The organism is Cellulomonas sp. SLBN-39 (genome assembly GCF_006715865.1).
GTDB lineage: Bacteria > Actinomycetota > Actinomycetes > Actinomycetales > Cellulomonadaceae > Cellulomonas.
Genome location: NZ_VFOA01000001.1, coordinates 886,792 through 908,377, shown reverse-complemented (window position 1 = coordinate 908,377; position 21,586 = coordinate 886,792). Strand labels below are relative to the sequence as shown.

The following is a 21,586-nucleotide window of genomic DNA, read 5'->3' as shown; positions in this document are numbered from 1 at the left end:
CGTTCCCGGAGGCGCGCGGCCCCGGGCCCCGGCGAGACTGGCGTCGGGAGGCCTGCCGGACGGGCGGGTCCCGAGGACGACGCCGCCGAGCAGGTCGCCGGACGGCACGAGGAGGACGCATGGACGCCATCAGGTCAGCTTTCGCACGCGCCGGGCTGGTCCGGCCGTTCGCCGGGCGCTGGGTCGCCGGCGTGTGCGCCGGCGTGGCCGAGAGGACGGGCCTGCCGGCGTGGGCGCCGCGGCTCGTCCTCGTGCTGCTCACGGTCCTGCCGGGCAGCGCGCTGCTCGTCTACGCGGCCCTGTGGCTGTGCATGCCGGACTCGTCGTGGGTGCCGCCCGTGCGGCGCTGACCGACGGCCCCGTCGCCGTGGGCACCGTCGTCCACGGCGACGTCCGGTCCGTGGGTCCGAGCGGCGGGCCGGCCCGCCTTCGGGCACCCTGGACCGGTGGGTGAGGTCCGGGACATCAGGAGCGGCAGGCGGGGTGCACCGCCGCCGCTCCTGGACGACAGCATGGTGGTGACCGCGGAGCGCAGCGCGCCCCGCGCCGCACGGCACTGGGTGATGCGCTCCGTGGCGGGCGTGGGCGTCGGAGGGGCGTCCAACCAGGTCATCGAGCTGCTGACGGGCGAGCTGGTCACGAACGCTGTGACCCACGGGCCCGCGGCGGCACCGGTGCAGGTGGACGTGCGCGTCGACGGCGCCGTGGTGCGGGTGGCCGTCACGGACGAGGGCGAGGGCACGCCCCGGCTGCAGCACCCGGAGCCGACGGCCCCCAGCGGGCGCGGCATGGCCCTCGTGGCGGCGCTGGCGTCGGCCTGGGGCTCGGCCCGGCGGCCCGGCGGCGGCACCACGGTCTGGTTCGAGGTCGACACCGACGCCTGAGGGGCGGGGCCGCGTGCGCCGGCGGCCGCGGGCCGAGCCCGGGAGCGGCGTGACCTGCCCCACGGCCGGGGCGTGGCCTGCGTCTTCACGCGGGTCCGACCGGCATGTCCGATGTGCGTCCCCCGGGACCGGGCGATACGTTCGACCCGGACGATGGCGAGGTCCGCCCGGTGCGTCGTGCGACGCGCGGTCCGGCTGCGCGACGCGCGGGGACGACGGGCGGCGAGACGACAGGGGGTGGCAGGCGATGACCGACAGCGGCAGCGTGGCCACGCGCACGCCGGCGACGGCGGCGGGTACCGGGACGGGCGGGGCGGACCAGCTCCCGCGGATCACCGCGGAGGTCCGCGAGGACGGCACCGGGCAGATCTCGGTCGACGGCGTCGTGCAGAAGATCGCCGCCCGCGACCTCGCCGAGGCCGGGGCGACCATGACGGCGCGGATCGCCGCGATCGCGACGGACGCGGGCCAGGCCCTGCCCGTCGAGGTGCGCGACCCCGACGGCCTCTGGTCGCTGCTCATCCACCCCGACGGCAGGGTCGACGAGGCCCCCGACGCCGACGCGGTCACGGGGGCGACGCCGACGACGCGCGGCCCCGTCCCGGCGGGCGCGGCACCGGCGACGCCTGTCACGACCCCCGCGTCGCGCGCCTCCGCCGAGCCGCCGACCGGCACGGGCGGCACGTCGCTGCCCACGCTCGACGACCTGCTCGCCGCGCGGCACCCCGGTCACACGGGCCCGGCCGAGCACGGCTGGCAGCGGGCCGTGCGTCGCGTGACGTTCGGCGCCGTCAAGCCCCAGCCGGGCAAGGCGGAGCGCCGGCGCCGGTCGGCGTCGTCCGCGGTGCGGCGCACCTTCGACGGCCCGCGCACCGTCGTCGTGGTCAACCCCAAGGGCGGCGCGCACAAGACGACCGCCACGATGCTGCTCGCCGCGACCTTCGGCCTCGAGCGCGGCGGCTACACCCTCGCGTGGGACAACAACGAGACCCGCGGCACCCTCGGCTGGCGGTCCCAGCACGGCGACCACACGAGCACGGCCGTCGACCTGCTGCGTGCGCTGCCGCACCTGCAGCGCCGCGGGACGCTGCGCATCGGCGACCTCGACGCGTTCGTCCGCACGCAGCGCGAGGAGCAGTTCGACGTGCTGGCGTCCGACGAGAACGCGGCCTCGGCGTCGAGCGTCGACGCGGAGTCGTTCCGGTCGCTGCACGGTGTGCTCTCGCAGTTCTACCGGGTGCTCGTCGTCGACACGGGCAACAACATGCGCGCGTCGAACTGGCGGGCCGCGGTGGACGCCGCGGACCAGCTCGTCGTGGTGTCCACGGTCCGTGAGGACACGGCCCAGTCGGCCGCCTGGGCCCTGGACGCGCTGCGCGCCACGGGGCACGAGGACCTGGTGCGCGAGGCGGTGACGATCCTGTCCGCCCCGGAGCCCAAGGTCGACAAGGACCTGCGGCTGCGCCTGGTCTCGCACTTCGGCGCCCTCACGCGCGCCGTCGTCGAGGTGCCGCACGACAAGGCCCTCGTCGCGGGCGGCCCGATCGAGCACGCCGCCCTGCGCCCCGCCACGCGGGACGCCTGGCTGCGGGCCACCGCGATGGTCGCCGAAGGGCTCTGACCCCGGGCTCGGGGCACCGGGTCGTGCGGGCGTGCAAGATCCGCGCGGGTCGCGACACCACGAGGGTGGGGGCGCGACCGCGCCCCGCCCCGTGAGCACGCCGACGACCCCGGGAGGCCTCGTGCCGTCGTACCCCCCGCAGGACACCGCCGTGCGGCCGGAGGCACCCGACGTCGGCCCCGAGGTGCTCGTCGCCGACGCCCCCGCCGCGCAGGTGCCCCACGACGCCGCCTGGTTCGAGGGTGTCGTGCGCGCCCACGCGACCGCCGTCCACCGGTACGTGCGCCGCCGCGCCGCCGCGGTCGACGCCGACGACCTCACGGCCGACGTCCTGGCCGTGGCCTGGCGCCGCCGCGACGACGTCCCGGACGGCGCCGAGCTGCCGTGGCTGTTCCGCACCGCGGGCTTCGTCGTCGCGAACCACCGCCGCAAGGGCCGCCCCGTGCCCGTCGAGCACCTGCCCGAGGACGTCGACACCGACGACCCCGCCGTGCGGGCCGTGCGCGACGAGACGGTGCGCACGGTGCTGGGCCGGCTGTCCGCGCGCGACCGCCACGTGCTGCTGCTGCACGCGTGGGAGGGGCTGACGGGCGACGCGCTGGCCACGGCCCTCGGGGTGGGCCGCGGCGGGGCGGACGCCGCGCTGTCCCGCGCCCGCGCCCGCCTGCGCGAGGCCTGGGCGGCGCACGAGGAGCGCTGACCGCGCGTGCAAGACCCCGGGGCCCCGGCACACAGGAGGGGTAGCAGGGGCCACCACGCCGGAAGGACGACCATGGACGACACCCGCACCCCGAGCGGCCGGGGCGACGACGAGCTCGTCGCCCGGCTGCGCGCCGCCGACCCGGCGGCCGACGCGACGCCGGACCTCGACCGGGTCCACGCCCGCCTCGCCGAGCAGACCGGCGTCCCGCTCGCGGCGGGCACGCCGGCGGCGGACGGGACGACGCCCGTCGACGAGCTCGCCGCGGCACGTGCCCGGCGGCGGGGCCGGACCCGGTGGCTCCAGGTCGCTGCCGCCGCCGCCGCGTTCGCGGTCGTCGGCGGCGGCGGGTACGCCGTGGGTGCGTCGGGCGCACCCGGCACGGCGTCCGACACGGCGTACGACACGGTCGGCGCCGCGGCGCCCATCACGCTGCCCGGCGCGGGCGGTGCGGCGGAGGGCGCCCCGGAGGCCCTCTCGGGCGCGGCCACCGAGGACGCGCGCATGATCGCCCCCGGGTTCGGCGGGCGCACCGTGTTCTCCGGCGACGGGCTCGGCACCGAGGGCGCGTCGGCGCACGCCTGGGCGTTCGACGCGGCGGCCGTGGTCGGCGCCGAGACCGCGGCACGCGTCGCCGAGACCCTGGGCGTCGACGGCGAGCCGCGCCTGGAGTGGGGGCAGTGGGTCGTCGGCCCGAACGACGGGACGGGCGCGACCGTGACGCTCTCCGTCGACGGCCAGGCGTCGGTGGGCTTCTACGACCGGGCCTGGGACCCGACGGTGTGCACCGCGTCCGCCGACGACTCGCTGACCGAGGACGGCGCCGCCGAGCCCGGGTCCGACGCCGCACCGATGCCCGTCGACCCGGTCGAGCCGGACCCCGCCGACCCGAGCGTCTGCGACCCGGCCACCACGCCGACGGGCGACGCGGCCGTCGAGCGGGTGCGCACGCTCCTGGCCGACCTCGGCGTCGACCCCGCCGGGTACGCCTTCGAGGTGTTCGAGGACACCGGCGTCGAGGGCCTGGTCTCCGTGCAGGCGGCGCAGGTGGTCGACGGCACCCAGACCGGCGTCGCCTGGTCGGTGTCCCTCGCCGGTACCGGCGTGCAGTCCGTGTGGGGTGCCCTCGCGCCGCTGGTCGACCTCGGCGAGTACGCCGTGATCAGCCCGGCCGCGGCGGTCGAGCGGCTCAACGACCCGCGGTTCGGCGCGTCCTACGGCGGCGTGGTGCCGCTCGCGGCGCGCGGGCTCGCGACGGCCGACCAGGCCCTGCAGGAGATGGCGGACGAGCCGGCCGTCGACCCCGAGGCCGAGCCCACCGTGCCGACGACGCCCGAGCCCGGGTCCGCGGTCGCGTGGCCGGTGCAGCAGGTCGAGCTCGTCGACGCCCGCCTCGGCGTCTCGCTGGTCACGCTGCCCGACGGCGCGGCCGTGCTCGTCCCGGCGTGGGAGCTGACCGACGCCGAGGGCACGCCGTGGAGCGTCGTCGCGGTGGCCGACGACCAGCTGGACCTCAGCCCGGTGGGCTGACGCGGGCCGGGGCGGGCCCCGGCACCGAGCAGGGCGGAGGGACGGACGCGGTGGAGGGCCGCGGCCGTCCCTCTCGTCCGTCCCGGCGCCGGTGCCGGTGTCGGGCCCCGCCCGTACGGTGGCCCCATGACCGACGCCCGGCCGTTGCTGCTGCTCGACTCCGCGTCCCTGTACTTCCGAGCGTTCTTCGGGGTGCCGGACTCCGTGCGGGCGCCCGACGGCACACCCGTCAACGCGGTGCGCGGGCTGCTCGACATGATCGCCCGGCTCGTCGTCGACCGGCGGCCCGCTCGCCTGGTGGCGTGCTGGGACGACGACTGGCGCCCCGCGTTCCGCGTCGCCGCCATCCCCTCGTACAAGGCCCACCGGGTGGCCCGGGAGGTGCCGGGCACGACCGGTGAGGAGGAGGTGCCCGAGGCGCTCGCGGCGCAGGTCCCGCTCATCGTCGAGGTGCTCGCGGCGCTCGGCGTCGCGCGGGTCGGGGCGCCGGGGTACGAGGCGGACGACGTGATCGGCACCCTCACGGCACGCGAGGTCGCACGCCCGGCGGGGGAGCGGTCGCCCGTCGAGGTCGTCACCGGCGACCGCGACCTCTACCAGCTCGTCGACGACGCGGCGCCCGTGCGTGTGCTGTCCACCGTCAAGGGCTTCAAGGACCTGCTGGTCGTGGACCAGGCGGTCCTCGCCGAGCGGTACGGCGTGCCCGACGGGCCCGGGTACGTGGACATGGCGGCGCTGCGCGGCGACCCGAGCGACGGCCTGCCGGGCGTGCCGGGCGTGGGCGAGAAGACCGCAGCCGCGCTGGTGCGCCGGTACGGCTCGCTCGCCGGGGTGCTCGCGGCGCGCGACGCCGCCGACCCGGGCCTGACGGCCACCCAGCTGCGCCGGCTGCGGGAGTCGGCGGACTACCTCGCGGCGGCGCCCGTCGTGGTGCGCGTCGCGCAGGACGCCCCGGTCGGCGACGTCGACGACACGGTGCCGCGCACCCCCGCCGACCCCGACGCGCTGGTCGCGCTGGCGCAGCGGTGGGGGCTGGCGTCGAGCGTGCAGCGCGTCGTCGACGCGTTCACCGACCTCGGCTGACCCGGTCCACCCGTCGTCCTGGGCGTCCCGGGCAGCCCGGTCCGGTCAGGACGTGGGTGCGGGGGACGCGGCGACCCACACGTTCGCACCGGCCTCGCTCCAGCCCTCGTCCGCGGGCGGGGCCTGCGCGCCGTCTGCACCCACGAGCACCCGCGACCCGTCCTCGGCCGTCACCGTGACGGTCGCGTCGGGGGCCGCGGCGGCGCACATGAACTGCGTCGTGTCGCCGTCGGGCACGCGGACGACGCACAGGCTGCCGTCGCCGCGCAGCGCGACGAAGTGGCGGCCGGCCTCGGTCCGCACCGCGAACCGCGTGGTCAGCGGGTCGACGCCCGTGAGCGTGAGGTCGTCGGGGTCGAGCTCGTCGGTGCTCTGCTGCTCCCGGTCGAGGATCGCGACGGTCATCGTCGCGTCCTGGGCGTCGTCACCGCCGCCGTTGGCGAGGAGCAACCAGGCCACGCCGGCGACCACGAGGGCCGCGGCGACGACGAGCACCCTGCCGGCGCGGACGGGGCGGCTGCTGCGTCCCCCGGGCGGCGGGTCCTCGATCTGCCCGAACAGGTCGGTGTCGTCGTACGTGGTCACCCGGCCAGTATCGGGCCTCGGGGCCGTGTCGGGGGCTCCGTGCGCGTGTCGGATCGTGCGAGCTCGCGTCGGAGCGCTCACGCGTGGGGCGCGAGGACGTCGCGGACGCCGCGCTCCACGCGCTCCAGGTGCGCCGCGAACCAGCCGGGCGCGGCGCTCTCCCACTGCTGGGTGACAGCGGCGAGGGGGTACACGACGACCTCGGGCTCGTCGTGGACGAGCACGATGTCGGTGCCGTACTGGTCGCTGCGCACGCACCAGCGCAGCCCGGGCAGGTGGGAGGCGATGAGGTCGCCCATCGCGACGCCGAACGCCTTGCCGAGCGGCTCCGGGTCGGGCCGGTCGTCCGCCGAGGACCACTGCGCGTGCACGCGGTCGAACAGCGCGGCCACGGCGTCGGCGTCGAGCGGCGCGTCGCACAGGTCGTGCAGGAGGGTGCGCTGCTGCGCGAGCCACACCTGCTCGGCCGCGTTCAGCGGCTCGACGGTCCGCCAGTCGGGGGACGCCACCGGCTCCGCGTCGTGCGCGGCCTCGGGCGTGGTCGGGGCGGAGGGCTCGGTGCTCTCGGCGTCGGTGCTGTCGGCGTCGGTGCCGTCGATGTCCGTGCCGTCGCGGGGCGCGTCGGCGTCCTCGTCCGACGGTGCCGCCCCCGGGTCCCCGTCGGGCAGCACCTCGCCGTCCACGGGTCCGTGGGGGCGCGGCACGACGTCACCCTCGCCCTTGCCCTCGAACTCAGCCATGCGGACCTCATCGGCCGTCAGGGGCCGTCCCTTGACAGCACGGAGGCCGGTGTCGCCCGGACGGTCCCGGGCGGCACCGGCCTCCGTCGGCCGCGGTGGCGTCAGCGCACGCGCAGCGTCTGCGTCGTCGCGGCCGGCAGGTAGCCGCCCTTGCCCTGGTAGAGGGCGCTGACGACCGTGGTCGACGTCGCCTTCGGCAGGGTCAGGGTGCCGACGCCGTCGGTGAGCTCGACGTCCGCGACCTTCTTCGTGCCGACGAGGACCTTCACCTTCCCGGTGGGTGCCGGGCCGCCGTCGGTGCCGGTGACGGTCACCGTGACCTCGGGCGTGGCGCCCTTGTCGACCCGCCAGGACTCCGTCGTCAGCGCGACCGTCGTCGTGGCGGGCGTGATGCGGACCGCGGTGGTCGCGCTCGAGCCCTTCACGTCGGCGGACCCGACGTACACGGCCTTGAGGGCGTGCCGCCCGACGGCAAGGTCCCGCGGCAGCTCGAGCTGCGCGGTGCCGACGAGCCCGTCGACGGTGAGCTCACCGGTGGCGAGCACCGTGCTGCCCTCGCGGAGCTCGACGGCGCCCTCGGGCGCCCACGTGCCGCCCTCGACCGTGACGGTCGCCGCGACGGCCGAGCCGTACGACGCCTTGGTCGGGTCGAGCTCGACGTCCGCCTCGGAGCGGCTCTGCGCGAGCGTCACCGTCACCGCCTCGGACGTCGACGCGGCCGCGGCCGAGCCCTCGGGCGCGAACCGTGCCGTGAGGGCGTGCTCCCCGGCCCCGACCTTCGTCGTGGTGAGGGTCGCCGTGCCGTCCTCGACGTCGGCGGTGCCGAGCTCGGCGTCGCCGTCGAGGAAGGTCACGGTGCCGGCGACGTCCGCCGGGGTGACCGTCGCGGTGAGCACGACCTCCTCGCCGGCCCGCTTGCCGGCCTCGACCTCGAGGGTCGTGGTCGTCGCGGTGGGCGTGGCGGCCTCGACGTCGACGACCTGGGCGCGCTCGCCCGCCGTCGGGTTGAGGTGGTGCAGCAGCAGGACCGACGCGTCGTCGGCACCGGGCCCGGCGTGGGCGGCGACGGTCGCACCGTCGTACGCCTCCGACCAGGTCTCCTGGCCGATGTTCGACTCGAACCACACGGGCGGGTCGTACGGGTCGACCGTGAACGGCCCGACCTGGTCGACGGTCTGCCCGGAGAACGCGTACGAGCTGACCGTGGCGGCCCACACGTCGACCTTCGTGCCCGGGTCGACGCCGAGGTCGGCGAGCGGCACGGGGAGCACGACGGTGCTGCTGTCGAACACGCCCGTCTCGACGTTCCCCGCGAACGGGGTCAGCAGGTACGGGCCGCCGATGGTGTCGCCGGTCTCGACGTCGTACGTGACGAACACGCTGAGGTCGGTGTCGGCGAGCTTGTACGCCTGCGCCCCGACGTCCGGGGTGCCGTCGCTGTCCACGTCGACGTACGCCGTCGGGTAGAGGTTGAGCCCGAGCGCCGCCCAGTCCCCGTCGGTCGCGATGCCGACGGCCAGGGTGCCCGTCTTCTTCGGGTCGCCGCCCGCGGCCGTGACCTCGGGTGCGGTCGAGGCCCAGCCGACGTGCCGGATGTCCCCGGCGCGCAGCGTCGACGCGGACGTCTGGAAGCCGGGGATCTCCTCGAGCTTCGGGGAGTCCGCGGCGTGCACCAGCGGCGTGACGAGGCCGAACCAGCCGTCGGAGACGACGTCGCGGCCCTCGAGGGCGAGCGTGCCGGTGCCGTCGGCGCCGAGGGTCAGCGGCGCGGCCGCCTCGAGGTCGGTCGTCGGGCGCGGCGTGCCCTGCACGGGCACCCGCCACTCGGCGTCGCCGGAGGTGAGCACGAGCCGGCCGGCGACCTGCGACACGTAGTCGCGCGGCACGCCGGAGTTCGTGGCCTCCTGCGTCGGGTCCATGTCACGGGCGACGGTCGCCGGGTCGGCGGTGAACGTCAGCGTGACCAGGCCCGTGCCGCCTGCCCGCACCCGCAGCGTCGCCGGGGACGCGGTGATGGTCGCGCCGCCCGCCGTGGTGCTGGTGGTCACGGACGTGCGGTAGGTGCGCGTGGTGGAGCCGGTGTTCTGCACCGTGACGGTCTTGCGCACGGTCACGGGCTTGTCGGCCAGCGGCACGACGCCGAAGCTCACGGACGTCTGCACCGGCGAGGCGCTGTTGTAGACCAGCGTGTCGGTGGTGACGGCGGCGAGGGTGTCGACGCGGCCGGAGCCGACGCGCTGCGGGCCGTAGGCGAGGTCGCCGCCGGGCTCGGTGGTGACGTCGTGGGTCGCGGTGTTCACGATCGCGGCCTTGACCTGCGACGACGACCAGCCCGGGTGCGCGGCGCGCACGAGGGCGGCGATGCCCGCCACGTGCGGCGACGCCATGGACGTGCCGTTGTTGGACTGCCCGCCCGTGCCCGAGCCGACGTTCGCCGAGACGATCTGCTGACCCGGCGCGGCGACGTCGGGCTTGGCCCAGCCGAGCGAGCCGTGCGCGCCGCGCGAGGAGAACGACGCGAGCGTGTCGGGGGCGACGTCCTGACGGGTGGCGATGGCCAGCGACGGGCCGATCTTCACCGACAGCGTGCCGGCCTCGATCTCCGGCAGCAGGGCGTCGGTGGTGGCGGCGGTCATCTGCGCGCCGGGGATGGCCGCGTTGCCGGCGATCCCGGCGGCGAAGATGGTCTCCTCGGTCGGCAGCAGCACGCCGACCGCACCGGCGGCCGCCGCGTTGTTGAACCGGGCGCCCGAGCCGCAGCGCCGCGAGGCGTCGTCGTCGTCCCACCACAGGTAGGCGATCTTGCCGGCGACGACGGCCGCCTGCTCCGCGGTGAACGCGGTGCAGCCGTCGAACGTGGCGCCGACGTACGCGACCGGGGCCGTGACGTCGGCCGTGCCCGCGTAGGAGATCGAGTTCTGCGCGGCCTGCAGGCCGACCAGGTCGGCGTCGGACGCCTCGGTGACCTCGACCGCGTCGAACGCGATGTTCGCCCCGACGGACGCGGCGACCGTCAGGCCGGCCGGGCCGTTGCCGGGCGAGCCGCCGATGTCCTCGACGTCGCCCTCGTTGCCGGCCGACAGCACGACGATCGTGCCGAGGTCCGTCAGCTCCTGGATCTGCAGGCTCTCCGGGTCGTCCGCGGGGGAGCCCGAGGCGCCGAGGGAGAGGTTGAGCACGTCGAGGCGGTCGGAGAAGTCGCCGTCGCCGTTCGGGTCGGCCGCGTGGTCGAGCGCGAGGCCCGTCAGGTTGGTCGAGCCGGCGACGTCGCCGAACACCTTGAGGGCGTAGAGCTGGGCGAGCGGGGCCACGCCCGGGCCGATCGGCCAGTCGAGGACCGACTCGAGCTCGGAGTAGTCGCCCCGGAAGGTCTCGCCGTCCTCGGTGACGCCGAACCCGGCGGTCGTGCCGGCCACGTGCGTGCCGTGCCCGTTGACGTCGATCGGGTTCTCGTCGGGCACGGGCACGAGCTGCGCGCCCTCGCCGCCCGCGTCGTAGGTGGTGCCGGCGAAGTCGTAGCCGCCGATGTACTTGTCGGGGTCGAACGCGTCGGCCGGCACGGGGCCGGTGCCGTTCTCGCCGTACGCGGCCTCGTACGCCTCGGTGGTGCCGGGGCCGCCGAAGTCCGCGTGCGTGTAGTCCAGGCCGGTGTCGATGATGCCGACCGTGACGTCCTCGCCGAGGATCCCGGTGTCCTGCCAGGTGGCCAGCGCGCGCGTGAACTCGTCCTGCGCGGCGTTGTCGATCGTGCGCTCGGCGACGCGTCGCACGGAGACGACGCCGTCCTGCTCGGCCAGCGCCCGGATCTGGGCGGCGTCGCCGACGACCAGCGCGCCGGAGACGAGGTTCGTCGTCGTGGCGATGCGCTTGGGGGCCGCGCTGCGCGCGTTGGCGGACGTCAGCTCCTGGGGGACGACGTCCTCCGCGACCGCAGCGGTCTCCTCGGCCGCGGCCAGCACCTGCGCCGCGTCACCGCCGTCGTCCGCGACCTCGACACCCGCGGGGGTGTCGAGCTGCACGAACGCGGTGACGGTGCCGGTGGCCTCGGCGAGGGCGTCGGTGACGGGCGCGGCCCCCTCGACGTCGAGCTCGGCGGTGGCGAGGACCTGGTCGGCCAGGTCGCTGGTGGGTGGGGCTGCCGTGGCCGACGTCGAGCCCACCACCGCGGTGGCGAGGGCGACGGAGACGGCAGCGAGAGAAGCGAGAGCACGACGTGGCATGGGCTCATCCCGGGGTCGACGGACGCGCGGATCTGTCACGGCCATCCGTGCCGCATGTCACAGTCGGACGGTCGCCCGGTGAACGGTACTGAGCAGTAGGTCATTCGTCACCCCTTGGGCGCGAATCCGTCGCTCGTCCTTTTCGTCGACCCTGTCCCGGTCGGGGCGAATGGGGTGATAAGGGGCTGCGCCGACCCCGCCCGGCCGGTGTCAGGCCGGGGGCAGGGGCTCCGCGGACGGCGCGGCATGACGGCCGCGCACCCGGTCGGGCGACGGCACGACCGGGATCTGACCGGTCGCGGCCGCCATCGACGGCTGGTGCGAGGCGACCACGGGCAGCTGGCCCGTGGCGGTGCTCGCGACGAGCGGGAGCTGACCGGTGGCGGTGCCGACGGGGAGCGTGCCGCCGGACGCGGCCGGCGCGAGGTGCGACGGCACCACGGGGAGCGACCCGGTCCGCGCCAGCTCGCCCGGGGGCGCGGCATAGCGGGGCTTGCGGCCGGGGCGGCGGCGGAACCGTCGCTCCTCGACGCCCTCGAGGGTGCTGGCGCGCCACACGGCGCCGCCGTTGAGCCGGCCGTCCGGCGGGGGCAGCCACGGCACCTTGCGCGAGAGCCAGACGCGGATCGTCGCGTGCTCGACCCCCAGGCGGCGGGCGAGCCGCGCGATGTCGTAGAGGTCGGGCAGGCTGCCGCCGTCGTCGGGGTCGTCGGCGTCCGTGAAGGCCGCGGCCGGCGCGGGCAGCGCAGGAGCCACCGGCGTGGGCGGCGCGGCGGCGAGGTCGAAGGACGGGGACGTGGCGGGCTCGTACGGTCCGGGCACGGCGTCAGCGTAGTGGCTCCGGACCCCCCACGTGTGACGAACGCGTGACAGATGTCCACAACATCTTCGCCTGTGGAAACGCTCAAGTGCACTGGGCGCCCGTCCGACTCACATAACGTGTATCGCGTGAGTGACAGATTGCCGAGCGCCCGGCGTCGGTCGGGCGGCAGGCACGCTGCCCCCCGTCCGACCCCCGCCGCCGTCGTCCTGCCCTACCTGGGCAAGATGACCCGTGTCCCGACCCGCGTCGCGCAGGGAGGCGTCGCCCTCGGGCTGATGCTGAGCACCGGCGCCGTCGTGGTGACCGCCGACGCGGACGAGACGACCACCGTCGCCCCCGAGAGCGTCGAGACCCTCGCGCGTGCCGTCGCCCAGAACCAGGGCGACGCCTACATCGCCATGCTGCAGAACCGCGCGGTCGACGCCGCCTCCAGCGTGATCGTCACCGCCAGCGACGTGCGCGCGGACGCCGAGGAGGCCGCCGTCCCCGCGGACGCCCTGGCCGAGCTCGACGCCGCCACCGCCGAGCTCGAGGCCGCGCTCGCGGCCGTCGGCGCCACGAGCACCCTCGACGAGGTCGTGGACCGCACCGCCAGCGCCTCGCGCTCGGTCGACCGGTCCGCCGACGCTCCCGCGGCCGAGCCCACCGCCGCGGCGGACCCCGCCGGCACGACGCTCGCGGACGCCCCCGCCGCCCCGGCCGCCGCCGCGACCGGGGCGGTCACCTCCGACGCCGCCACCGCCGTGGCCCTGCCGTCGACCGTCGAGGACCCCGAGACGTCCGAGCTGCTCGCCGCTCTCGACCGTGTCACCCAGGCCGCCGCCGAGGTCCGCGTCTCCACGCAGGAGGCCGTCGAGGCCGCCGCGGCGCAGAAGGCGGCCGAGGAGGCCGCCGCCAAGAAGGCCGCGGAGGAGGCTGCCGCGCAGAAGGCCGCCGAGGAGGCCGCCGCGGCCCAGCGCGCCGCCTGGAAGGCCTCGCTGCTCGGCTACGACAACGGCGCCATCCCCGACTCCGCCCTGTGCTCGCCGTCGTTCGACGGCTCGGTGCGGCTGCGCTGCGACGCCGCCGAGGCGCTCGACGCCCTCGACGCCGCGTTCTTCGCCCGGTTCGGCACGCACCTGAAGGTCACGGACTCCTACCGGTCCTACGCGGCGCAGGTCGCGTGCCGCGCGGCCAAGGGCTCGCTGTGCGCGCTGCCCGGCACGTCGAACCACGGCATGGGCCTGGCCGTCGACCTGGGCGGCAACGTGCAGAGCTTCGGCACCGCGCAGCACGACTGGATGCTCGCGAACGCGTCGGCGTACGACTGGGAGCTGCCGACCTGGGCGCGGGTCACGGGCAGCAAGCCCGAGCCGTGGCACTGGGAGTACATCGGCTGACCCGACGTCCGCCACGGTCGTCCCCGCCACGCCGACCACCGGCGTCACCCGGACGGGTGGTCGGTCCTACGATCGACGCATGAGCGCGTCCTCGTCCGCGGGCCGGCGCGAGCCGCTCGTCGGCCGTGCGGCCGAGCTCGACGACCTCGACGAGGTGCTGTCGACCGTCACCACCGGCGCCGGGGCGACGGTGCTGCTGGAGGGCGAGCCGGGCGTCGGCCGGTCCCGGCTCGTCGAGGCCCTGCAGGGCTCGGCACGGCTGCTGGGCGTCGACGTCGTCAGCGCCCGCGGCCACGACCCCCGCACGCCGTACGCGCTGCTCGCCGACGCGCTGCTGCGCCGCGACGGCGGGCCGGCCGGGCCCCACGCGCGCGGACCGGTCGTGGCCGAGCTGACCGCGCTCCTCGACCGGGTGCCGGCCGGGCCGTCGGGGGCGCCCGCGCGGCACGCCCGCGCCGAGGAGCTGTTCACCGCCCTGGTCCGCCGGCACGGCGACGACGGCCCGTGGGCGCTCGTGCTCGACGACCTGCACCTGGCCGACGCCCCGTCGCTCGCCCTGCTCGCGCACCTCGCGGGCGACGGCGTGCTCCCGCACGCCCTGACGGTCATGACGCTGCGCCCCGCGCCCCGGCCCGAGCTCGCCGCGCTCGTCGCGGCCTGGACGCGGGCCGGTGCGCGCTACCACGAGGTGCGCCCGCTGAGCACGTCGGCGTGCGTCGAGCTGGCCCAGCACCTGGTCGGCGCGCCCGTCGGGCCCGCGCTGCGCGGGGTCCTGGCCACCACGGGCGGCAACCCGCGACTCGTCGTCGACGTCGTGCACGCGGTGCAGGCGTGCGGGGCCCTCGAGCCGCGCGGCGGCGGCCTCGACCTCGTCGGCGAGGCCTGGAACGACGAGCTCGACCGGGTCGGCCGCTCGCACGTGCAGGACCTCGACCCCGCGGTGCGGCACGTGCTCGGTCAGGCGTCCGTGCTCGGCACGTCCTTCGTGGTCGGGGACCTCGCCGCGCTGACCGGGCTGCCGCTGGCGGACTGCTGGCGCACGCTGCGGCACGGGCTGGCGGCGGGCGTCGTGCACGCCCGCGGCGACCGCCTCGTCTTCCGGCACGACCTGGTGCGCACCGGGCTGTACGGCGGCCTCGAGCCGACCGCGCGCCGCGCCCTGCACGCCCGCGCCGCGTGGGCCCTGCGCGAGGCCGGCGCCCCGTCGTTCGTGGTGGCCGCCCACCTGGAGCGCGCGCGCTGACGCTCCCGCACCGGGCGCGCGCGTGGGGGAGGGCGCCTAGGTTGGGACGTGCGCCCGCGTCGGCGGGTGCACCCCGTTGGACGACAACCTTGGAGGCGCCATGCCCACGCGTACCGCTCGCACCGCCTGGAACGGCACGCTGCAGGAGGGGTCCGGCCAGGTCGAGCTCACCAGCTCGAAGGTCGGCACGTACGAGGTCTCGTTCCCGCGCCGCGCGGCCGACGAGGCCGGCGGCGTCACCAGCCCCGAGGAGCTGATCGCGGCCGCGCACTCGTCCTGCTACGCCATGCAGCTCTCGGCCCTGCTGGGCGAGAAGGGCGGCGTGCCGCAGTCCCTCGAGGTCTCGGCCGACGTCACGCTCGAGCCCGACCCGGCCGGCGGGTTCCGGATCAGCGGCATCGCGCTGACGGTCCGCGGCGAGGTCGAGGGGATCGACGCCGCCGGGTTCGCGGAGGCCGCCGAGGCCGCGAAGGCGACGTGCCCGGTGAGCAAGGCCCTGACCGGCACGCAGATCATGCTCGACGCCGCGCTCGAGTCCTGAGTCCTGCCGGGGCGCGCGCCGGTCGCGCGCCCCGGTGGCGGGACCTCGGTCCCATGAGGTGAGGCTTGCCTCTCCTACGGTCGACCCATGGACCTGTGCACCTGCGGGCCGGGCGCCGACGCCCGCGTCGTCTCGGTCGACCTCGACGACGCCGTGCGGCACCGCATGCACGAGCTGGGGCTGCGGCCCGGTGCGCGGGTGCGGGTCGTGCAGCGCACGGTCGCCGGCGGTCTCGTCGTCGCGCTCGGCGCCGACCGGTTCGGGCTGGACGCGGCGACGGCGCGGCGGGTCGAGGTGGAGGCCACGCAGCCCGCCGCCGCGCCGTCCACGACGACGTCCCCGGCGACGACGGACGCCTCGTGAGCTGCCACGAGCCGGGCGGCCCGGCGCCGACGGGCTCCGCCACCCCGACGGGTGCCGTCGCGACGCTCGACGAGCCGCTCGTCGTCCTCGTCGGCTGCCCCAACGTCGGCAAGTCGTCGCTGTTCAACACCGTCACCGGCGGGCGGCAGCGCGTCGTCAACGCCCCCGGCACCACCGTCGAGCTCGAGGTCGGCTCGTGGCGGGGCGTGGCCCCGGGCGGGCGGGCGGCCCAGGTCGTCGACCTGCCCGGCACGTACTCGCTGCTGGCCCGCACGCCGGACGAGGAGGTCGCGGCCGCCGCGGTCACGGGCGCGCAGGGCCTGCGCCGCCCCGACCTCGTGGTGGTGCTGCTCGAGGCCGGCGCCCTCGCCCGGTCGCTCTCCCTGTACGCCCAGGTCGTCGCCCGCGGGGTGCCCGTGGTCGCCGCGCTCACGCTCGTCGACGTCGCCGCCGACCGCGGAGTCGTCGCGGACGTCGAGGTGCTGGCCGCCCGGCTGGGCGTGCCCGTCGTGCCGGTGCACCCGCGCAGCGGCCGGGGCGTCGAGGCGCTGCGCGACGTCGTCGCAGCCCGCCTCGCCTCGGCGGCCGCGCCCCGGCCCGTCGCAGGGGACCGCGAGGCCCGGGGACCGGTGCCCGACGGCCCGCCCCGCGACCCCGACGACGTCGAGGCGCTGTTCGCGTGGGTCGACGACGTCACCCACGCCGTCGCGGGCCCGCCGCCCGAGCCCGTCCTGACCTGGTCCGACCGTGCCGACCGCGTGCTGCTGCACCCGGCCGCGGGCGTACCCGTGCTGCTCGCCGTGCTGTGGGCGCTGTTCCAGCTCTCCACCGCGGCCGCCGCACCGCTGATGGACGCGGTCGACGTGCTGGTCGGCCAGGGCCTCGCCCCCGCCGTCACGTGGCTGCTCGGCGTCGCGCACGCCCCCGCGTGGGTCACCGGGCTGCTCGTCGACGGCGTCCTCGCCGGCGTGGGCACGGTCCTGACGTTCGTGCCGCTCATGGCCCTGATGTTCGTGGCGGTCGCGCTGCTCGAGGACTCCGGGTACCTGGCCCGCGCCGCGTTCGTCGCCGACCGCGCCATGCGCGCCATCGGCCTCGACGGGCGCGCCGTGCTGCCGTTCGTCGTCGGGTTCGGCTGCAACCTGCCCGCACTGGCCGCCACCCGCACCCTCCCGCACGCCCGCCAGCGCCTCCTCGTCGGGATGCTCGTGCCGTGGACGTCGTGCCCGGCCCGCCTGACCGTGTACGTGCTGATGGGGAGCGTGTTCTTCCCCGGGCGGGCGGGCACCGCCGTGTTCGTCATGTACCTCGCCAGCGTGCTGCTCGTCGTGCTCGGCGGCCTCGTGATGCGTCGCACCGCGTTCCGCGACCTGCGCCGCGAGCCGCTCGTGCTCGCCCTGCCCGCCTACCAGCGCCCGCGCGCCCGGGCGATCGCCGCCGCCGCGTGGGCGCGCGTGCGGTCGTTCGTCACGCGGGCCGGGCGCGTCGTCGTCGTCACCCTCACCGCCATGTGGCTGCTGCTGGCCGTGCCGGTGGCGGGCGGGCACGCGTTCGGGGACGTGCCGGTGGAGGACTCCGCGTACGGGCGCGTCTCCGCGGCGATGGCCCCGGCGTTCGCCCCTGCCGGGTTCGGCGACTGGCACGCCGCCGCCGCGCTCGTCACCGGGTTCGTCGCCAAGGAGGTCGTCGTCGGCTCGTTCGCGCAGTCCTACGCCGTCGCCGAACCGGCCGACCCCGCGCACCCCGGCGACCTCGGCGCTCAGCTGCGCGCCACGCTGGAGCGCACCTCCGGCGGCCACCCCGGCGCCGCAGCCGCTGCGTTCATGGTCTTCACCCTCGCGTACACCCCGTGCCTGGCCACCGTCGCCGAGCAGCGCCGCCTCTTCGGGCTGCGGTGGACCCTCGGCGGCGTCGGCGTGCAGCTCGCCGTCGCGTGGGTGCTCGCCGTCGTCGTCTTCCAGGTCGGGGCGCTGCTGTGACCCGCGGGGGAGGGGCCCTGCTCGACGCGGTCCTCGCCCGCACCGCCGCCGGCGAGGGCCCCGCCCGCGTCGCCCGGTCGCTGGGCGTCGACGTCGGCCTCGTCGAGGTCGTCCTCGACCACGCCGCCCGCACCGGCCGCCTCCCGCTCGCCCCCGTCGGCGCGACCTGCGGCACCTGCACGCCCCGGCCCGCGTGCGCCGGCTGCCCGGTGGCGTCGCGCCCGGCCTGACCTGCGCCGCCAGCCGCGCACGGCGAGCCCCGCGCGCGACGACGCCACGTGGACGGGGTGCCGGGGTCCCAGGGCGGTGGTGCGAGACTGCCCACGTGGCTGTGACGACAGGGACCACCGACGTCCGGGACGTCGTGCACGCGTTGCGCGACGCCGTGCGCGGGGACGTCGACGACTCCACGCGCCGACGCGCGGAGTACTCGACCGACGCGTCCAACTACCGCGTCGTCCCGCAGGTCGTGGTGTTCCCGCGGGACACCGACGACGTGCTGGCCGCGCTCGCGGTCGCCCGGGAGACCGGGACGCCGCTGACGTCGCGCGGCGGCGGCACGTCCGTGGCGGGCAACGCGGTGGGCCCGGGCGTGGTGCTCGACTTCTCCCGGCACGTCAACCGGGTGCTGGAGATCGACCCCGAGGCCCGCACGGCCCGCGTCGAGCCCGGCGTCGTCATGTCCCACCTGCAGGCCGCCGCGGCACCGCACGGGCTGCGCTTCGGGCCCGACCCGTCGACGCAGGCGCGCGCGACCCTCGGCGGCATGATCGGCAACAACGCGTGCGGGCCGCGCGCCGTCGCGTTCGGGCGCACCGCGGACAACGTGGTCGACCTCGACGTCGTCGACGGCACCGGGCGGCGGTTCACCGCCCGCGCCGGCGCGGGTGCGCTCGACGTCCTGCCCGGCCTCGACGCCCTCGTGCGCTCGCACCTCGACGTGATCCGCACCGAGCTGGGCCGGTTCACCCGGCAGGTGTCCGGGTACTCCCTGGAGCACCTGACGCCCGAGGGCGGCAGCGACCTGGCCAAGGCCCTCGTCGGCACCGAGGGCACCCTCGTCACGCTGCTGGGTGCGACCGTGCGGCTCGTTCCCGTGCCGGCGGCGCCCGTGCTCGTCGTCCTGGGCTACCCCGACATGCCGGCGGCTGCCGACGCGGTGCCCGCGCTGCTCGCGCACCGGCCCCTGGCCATCGAGGGCATGGACGCCCGGCTCGTCGACGTGGTCCGCCGCGTCAAGGGCGCGTCCGCCGTGCCGGACCTGCCGCCCGGGGCGGGCTGGCTGATGGTCGAGGTCGGGGGCGAGACCCTCGACGACGCCCTCGCCACGGCCCGCGCGCTCGCCGCCGACGCCGGCACCGACGCCGTCGGGGTGTTCCCGCCCGGGCCGCAGGCCGCAGCCATGTGGCGGATCCGCGAGGACGGCGCCGGGCTCGGCGGCCGCACCCCGTCCGGCGCGCAGGCGTGGCCCGGGTTCGAGGACTCCGCCGTGCCGCCCGCGCGCCTCGGCGGGTACCTGCGCGAGCTCGAGGCACTCATGGCCGACCACCGCGTCGACGGCCTCGCGTACGGGCACTTCGGCGACGGGTGCGTGCACCTGCGCATCGACATGCCGATGGAGCGCTCCGGCGACCCGCTGCGCGCGTTCATGGAGGACGCCGCCCGCCTGGTCGCCTCGCACGGCGGCTCCCTGTCCGGCGAGCACGGCGACGGCCGCGCCCGCTCCGAGCTGCTGCCCGTCATGTACTCCGCCCGCACCATCGACCTGTTCGGCGCGGTCAAGGACCTGTTCGACCCGCGCGACCTGCTCAACCCCGGCGTCCTCGTGCGCCCCGCGCCCCTCGACGCGGACCTGCGCCGCCCCGCCGCGAGGTCCCTGCTCGCGTCGACCGGCTTCTCGTTCGGCCACGACGGCGGCGACATGACCACGGCCGTGCACCGCTGCGTCGGCGTCGGCAAGTGCCGCGCCGACACCCGCGCCACCGGCGGGTTCATGTGCCCGTCGTACCAGGCCACCAAGGACGAGAAGGACTCCACCCGCGGCCGCGCCCGCGTGCTGCAGGAGATGGCCAACGGCACGCTCGTCTCGCGCGGCTGGTCCTCGCCCGAGGTCCACGACGCCCTCGACCTGTGCCTGAGCTGCAAGGCCTGCTCCTCGGACTGCCCCGCGGGCGTCGACATGGCCCAGTACAAGTCCGAGGTCCTGCACCGCACCTACCAGGGCCGCCTGCGCCCCGTGAACCACTACGCCCTCGGGTGGCTGCCCCGCTGGGCGCGCCTCGTCACTGGCGTGCCCGGCCTCGCCGCCCTCGCCAACACCGTGCTCGGCATCCGCCCCGTCGCCAAGGCCGTCCTCGCCCTCGGCGGCATGGACACCCGCCGCAAGATGGTCCGGTTCGCCCCCGTGCCGTTCCGCGCCTGGGCCCGCCAGACCGGCCGCCGCTCCGGCGACGTGCGCGTCGTCGGCGCCCGCGACGCCACCACCGTCGAGCTGCCCGCCACCACCACCGGCACCGACGGGACCCCGGCCACGACCGGCACGCAGGCCCGCCCGCCCGTGCTGCTGTGGACCGACTCCTTCAGCGACACGCTCGCCCCGACCGTCCCGCACGCCGCCGTCGCCGTGCTCCGCGACGCCGGCTACGACGTCCTCGTGCCCGACCACGACGCCTGCTGCGGTCTCACCTGGATCAGCACCGGCCAGCTCGACGGCGCCCGCCACCAGCTCACCCACCTGCTCGAGGTCCTCGGCCCGTTCGCCGTCAACGGCATCCCGATCGTCGGCCTCGAGCCCTCCTGCACCGCCGTGCTGCGCAGCGACCTGCTCGACCTGCTGCCCGACGACCCCCGCGCCGTCGCCGTCGCCCGCGAGACCCGCACCCTCGCCGAGCTCCTCACCGCCCCCGCCCCGATCGGCCCCGGCGACCGCTGGCAGCTGCCCGACCTGTCCGACGTCACCGCCGTCGTCCAGCCCCACTGCCACCACCACTCGGTCATGACCTTCACCCCCGACCGCCAGCTCCTCACCGCCGCCGGCGCCACGTTCTCCGCGCTCGCGGGCTGCTGCGGGCTCGCCGGCAATTTCGGCATGGAGAAGGGCCACTACGACGTCTCCGTGGCCGTAGCCGAGGGTGCCCTCCTGCCGGCCCTGCGCGACGCCGCCCCCGGCGACGTCTACCTGGCCGACGGCTACTCCTGCCGCACCCAGGCCGAGCAGCTCGCCGGCGTCCAGGGCGTCCACCTCGCCGAGCTCCTGGCCTCCCACCTGCACCGCGCGGACACGGCCGGGCCCATGGCGTGAGCACCGACGTCGGCGTGCACCGCCTGACGGTCGCGAGCGCGCGGCTCTGGGCATCCGTCTGGCTGGTGTTCGCCGCCGTGGTGCTGCTCGCCGTCGCGGACTACGTGCTGATGTTCCTCAGCGCGGTCGTGCGCACGTGGGCCTGGGTGATCCCCGCCGAGGGTCTCCTGCTCGCTGCGGCGTACGTCGCGGTGATCGTCGACGTCGTGGCGGCCCGTCGCGCCCGGGGCAGACGATGGTGGGACACCCTCGCGAAGGTCGTCGCCGCGGTGCTGGTCGGCGTCTGGATCGCGATGCTCTGGCGCGTGGTGGCGGGGGGATGCCTCACCGAGGAGTGCGCGGCCGTGCCCGTCTGGGTGCGCCTGTTCGTCGTGGTCCCCGTCGTGCCGCTCGGAGGACTCACGCTGATCGGGGCCCTGCTGCGACGCGGAGCCTGAGCGCAGGGCTGGAGCAGTCGACTCTGACGGTGGCGGAGCCGCCGAGGGACGCCGAGGGGACGGGACAGCGACCCGAGTTCCGAGACTGCCGGGTCACGAGTTCCGAAACTGCCAGGCCCTGAGCGCCGGAACTGCCGTGCGTCGGCCTCGGAGACTG

General features: G+C 76.7%; 18 protein-coding genes. 14 read left to right on the top strand and 4 right to left on the bottom strand.

Going from position 1 to position 21,586, the window contains the following annotated elements:
- The first annotated feature begins 119 nt into the window (after positions 1–119).
- From FBY24_RS04035 to FBY24_RS04010, 6 genes are all read left to right on the top strand, one after another.
- A complete protein-coding gene (locus FBY24_RS04035) occupies positions 120–350 on the top strand; it encodes a PspC domain-containing protein (protein ID WP_142158282.1) in 231 nt (76 codons plus the stop codon).
- Between the two features lie 162 nt (positions 351–512).
- Positions 513–884, top strand: a complete 372-nt coding sequence (locus FBY24_RS04030) for an ATP-binding protein (RefSeq protein ID WP_140459555.1) — start codon at positions 513–515, stop codon at positions 882–884.
- 247 nt (positions 885–1,131) lie between these two features.
- Positions 1,132–2,505, top strand: coding sequence for a chromosome partitioning protein (locus FBY24_RS04025; protein ID WP_255432207.1), 1,374 nt, complete (start codon positions 1,132–1,134; stop codon positions 2,503–2,505).
- Between the two features lie 121 nt (positions 2,506–2,626).
- A complete protein-coding gene (locus FBY24_RS04020; RefSeq protein ID WP_370510969.1) occupies positions 2,627–3,205 on the top strand; it encodes an RNA polymerase sigma factor in 579 nt (192 codons plus the stop codon).
- A gap of 72 nt (positions 3,206–3,277) precedes the next feature.
- Entirely contained in the window at positions 3,278–4,735 is a 1,458-nt protein-coding gene (locus FBY24_RS04015; RefSeq protein WP_142158280.1) for a hypothetical protein, read from the top strand.
- A 126-nt stretch (positions 4,736–4,861) separates the two neighbouring features.
- The gene (locus FBY24_RS04010) at positions 4,862–5,818 is read left to right on the top strand and encodes a 5'-3' exonuclease (protein ID WP_142158278.1); all 957 of its coding nucleotides are present in this window, start codon (positions 4,862–4,864) and stop codon (positions 5,816–5,818) included.
- Between the two features lie 45 nt (positions 5,819–5,863).
- Here the strand turns inward: FBY24_RS04010 and FBY24_RS04005 are convergent, their stop codons facing one another.
- From FBY24_RS04005 to FBY24_RS03985, 4 genes are all read right to left on the bottom strand, one after another.
- Entirely contained in the window at positions 5,864–6,403 is a 540-nt protein-coding gene (locus tag FBY24_RS04005; RefSeq protein ID WP_142158276.1) for a hypothetical protein, read from the bottom strand.
- 77 nt (positions 6,404–6,480) lie between these two features.
- The gene (locus FBY24_RS04000) at positions 6,481–7,143 is read right to left on the bottom strand and encodes a DUF3806 domain-containing protein (RefSeq protein WP_160158418.1); all 663 of its coding nucleotides are present in this window, start codon (positions 7,141–7,143) and stop codon (positions 6,481–6,483) included.
- A 101-nt stretch (positions 7,144–7,244) separates the two neighbouring features.
- Complete coding sequence (locus FBY24_RS19645; RefSeq protein WP_142158270.1) at positions 7,245–11,363, bottom strand: S8 family serine peptidase; 4,119 nt, start codon at positions 11,361–11,363, stop codon at positions 7,245–7,247.
- A gap of 210 nt (positions 11,364–11,573) precedes the next feature.
- The gene (locus FBY24_RS03985) at positions 11,574–12,185 is read right to left on the bottom strand and encodes a hypothetical protein (RefSeq protein WP_142158268.1); all 612 of its coding nucleotides are present in this window, start codon (positions 12,183–12,185) and stop codon (positions 11,574–11,576) included.
- 225 nt (positions 12,186–12,410) lie between these two features.
- Between FBY24_RS03985 and FBY24_RS03980 the strand changes: the two genes are divergently transcribed.
- The 8 genes from FBY24_RS03980 to FBY24_RS03945 all read left to right on the top strand — a co-directional run bounded on the left by FBY24_RS03980 (position 12,411) and on the right by FBY24_RS03945 (position 21,429).
- Positions 12,411–13,565 (top strand): D-alanyl-D-alanine carboxypeptidase family protein, encoded by a 1,155-nt coding sequence (locus FBY24_RS03980; RefSeq protein ID WP_142158266.1) that lies wholly within the window; start codon positions 12,411–12,413, stop codon positions 13,563–13,565.
- Positions 13,566–13,644: 79 nt separating this feature from the next.
- Positions 13,645–14,808, top strand: coding sequence for an AAA family ATPase (locus tag FBY24_RS03975; RefSeq protein ID WP_142158264.1), 1,164 nt, complete (start codon positions 13,645–13,647; stop codon positions 14,806–14,808).
- Between the two features lie 100 nt (positions 14,809–14,908).
- On the top strand, positions 14,909–15,349 hold the full coding sequence (locus FBY24_RS03970) for an OsmC family peroxiredoxin (protein ID WP_142158262.1): 441 nt from the start codon (positions 14,909–14,911) through the stop codon (positions 15,347–15,349).
- 87 nt (positions 15,350–15,436) lie between these two features.
- Entirely contained in the window at positions 15,437–15,712 is a 276-nt protein-coding gene (locus FBY24_RS03965) for a ferrous iron transport protein A (protein WP_142158260.1), read from the top strand.
- Entirely contained in the window at positions 15,709–17,691 is a 1,983-nt protein-coding gene (locus FBY24_RS03960) for a ferrous iron transporter B (RefSeq protein WP_142158257.1), read from the top strand. Before FBY24_RS03965 ends, FBY24_RS03960 begins: the two co-directional genes overlap by 4 nt.
- Complete coding sequence (locus FBY24_RS03955; RefSeq protein ID WP_142158255.1) at positions 17,688–17,921, top strand: hypothetical protein; 234 nt, start codon at positions 17,688–17,690, stop codon at positions 17,919–17,921. Before FBY24_RS03960 ends, FBY24_RS03955 begins: the two co-directional genes overlap by 4 nt.
- Before the next feature lie 95 nt (positions 17,922–18,016).
- Positions 18,017–20,992: an FAD-binding and (Fe-S)-binding domain-containing protein gene (locus FBY24_RS03950; RefSeq protein ID WP_142158253.1), complete on the top strand. Its 2,976-nt coding sequence runs from the start codon at positions 18,017–18,019 to the stop codon at positions 20,990–20,992.
- Positions 20,989–21,429, top strand: a complete 441-nt coding sequence (locus FBY24_RS03945; protein WP_142158251.1) for a hypothetical protein — start codon at positions 20,989–20,991, stop codon at positions 21,427–21,429. Before FBY24_RS03950 ends, FBY24_RS03945 begins: the two co-directional genes overlap by 4 nt.
- Positions 21,430–21,586: the final 157 nt, after the last annotated feature.

Bases quoted from the DNA above. Each gene is read 5' to 3' on its own strand.
- FBY24_RS04000 (WP_160158418.1), bottom strand. From the start codon at position 7,143: ATGGCTGAGTTCGAGGGCAAGGGCGAGGGTGACGTCGTGCCGCGCCCC.
- FBY24_RS04035 (WP_142158282.1), top strand. From the start codon at position 120: ATGGACGCCATCAGGTCAGCTTTCGCACGCGCCGGGCTGGTCCGGCCG.
- FBY24_RS19645 (WP_142158270.1), bottom strand. From the start codon at position 11,363: ATGCCACGTCGTGCTCTCGCTTCTCTCGCTGCCGTCTCCGTCGCCCTC.
- FBY24_RS04015 (WP_142158280.1), top strand. From the start codon at position 3,278: ATGGACGACACCCGCACCCCGAGCGGCCGGGGCGACGACGAGCTCGTC.
- FBY24_RS04030 (WP_140459555.1), top strand. From the start codon at position 513: ATGGTGGTGACCGCGGAGCGCAGCGCGCCCCGCGCCGCACGGCACTGG.
- FBY24_RS04010 (WP_142158278.1), top strand. From the start codon at position 4,862: ATGACCGACGCCCGGCCGTTGCTGCTGCTCGACTCCGCGTCCCTGTAC.
- FBY24_RS03970 (WP_142158262.1), top strand. From the start codon at position 14,909: ATGCCCACGCGTACCGCTCGCACCGCCTGGAACGGCACGCTGCAGGAG.
- FBY24_RS03980 (WP_142158266.1), top strand. From the start codon at position 12,411: ATGACCCGTGTCCCGACCCGCGTCGCGCAGGGAGGCGTCGCCCTCGGG.
- FBY24_RS03965 (WP_142158260.1), top strand. From the start codon at position 15,437: ATGGACCTGTGCACCTGCGGGCCGGGCGCCGACGCCCGCGTCGTCTCG.
- FBY24_RS04025 (WP_255432207.1), top strand. From the start codon at position 1,132: ATGACCGACAGCGGCAGCGTGGCCACGCGCACGCCGGCGACGGCGGCG.
- FBY24_RS03975 (WP_142158264.1), top strand. From the start codon at position 13,645: ATGAGCGCGTCCTCGTCCGCGGGCCGGCGCGAGCCGCTCGTCGGCCGT.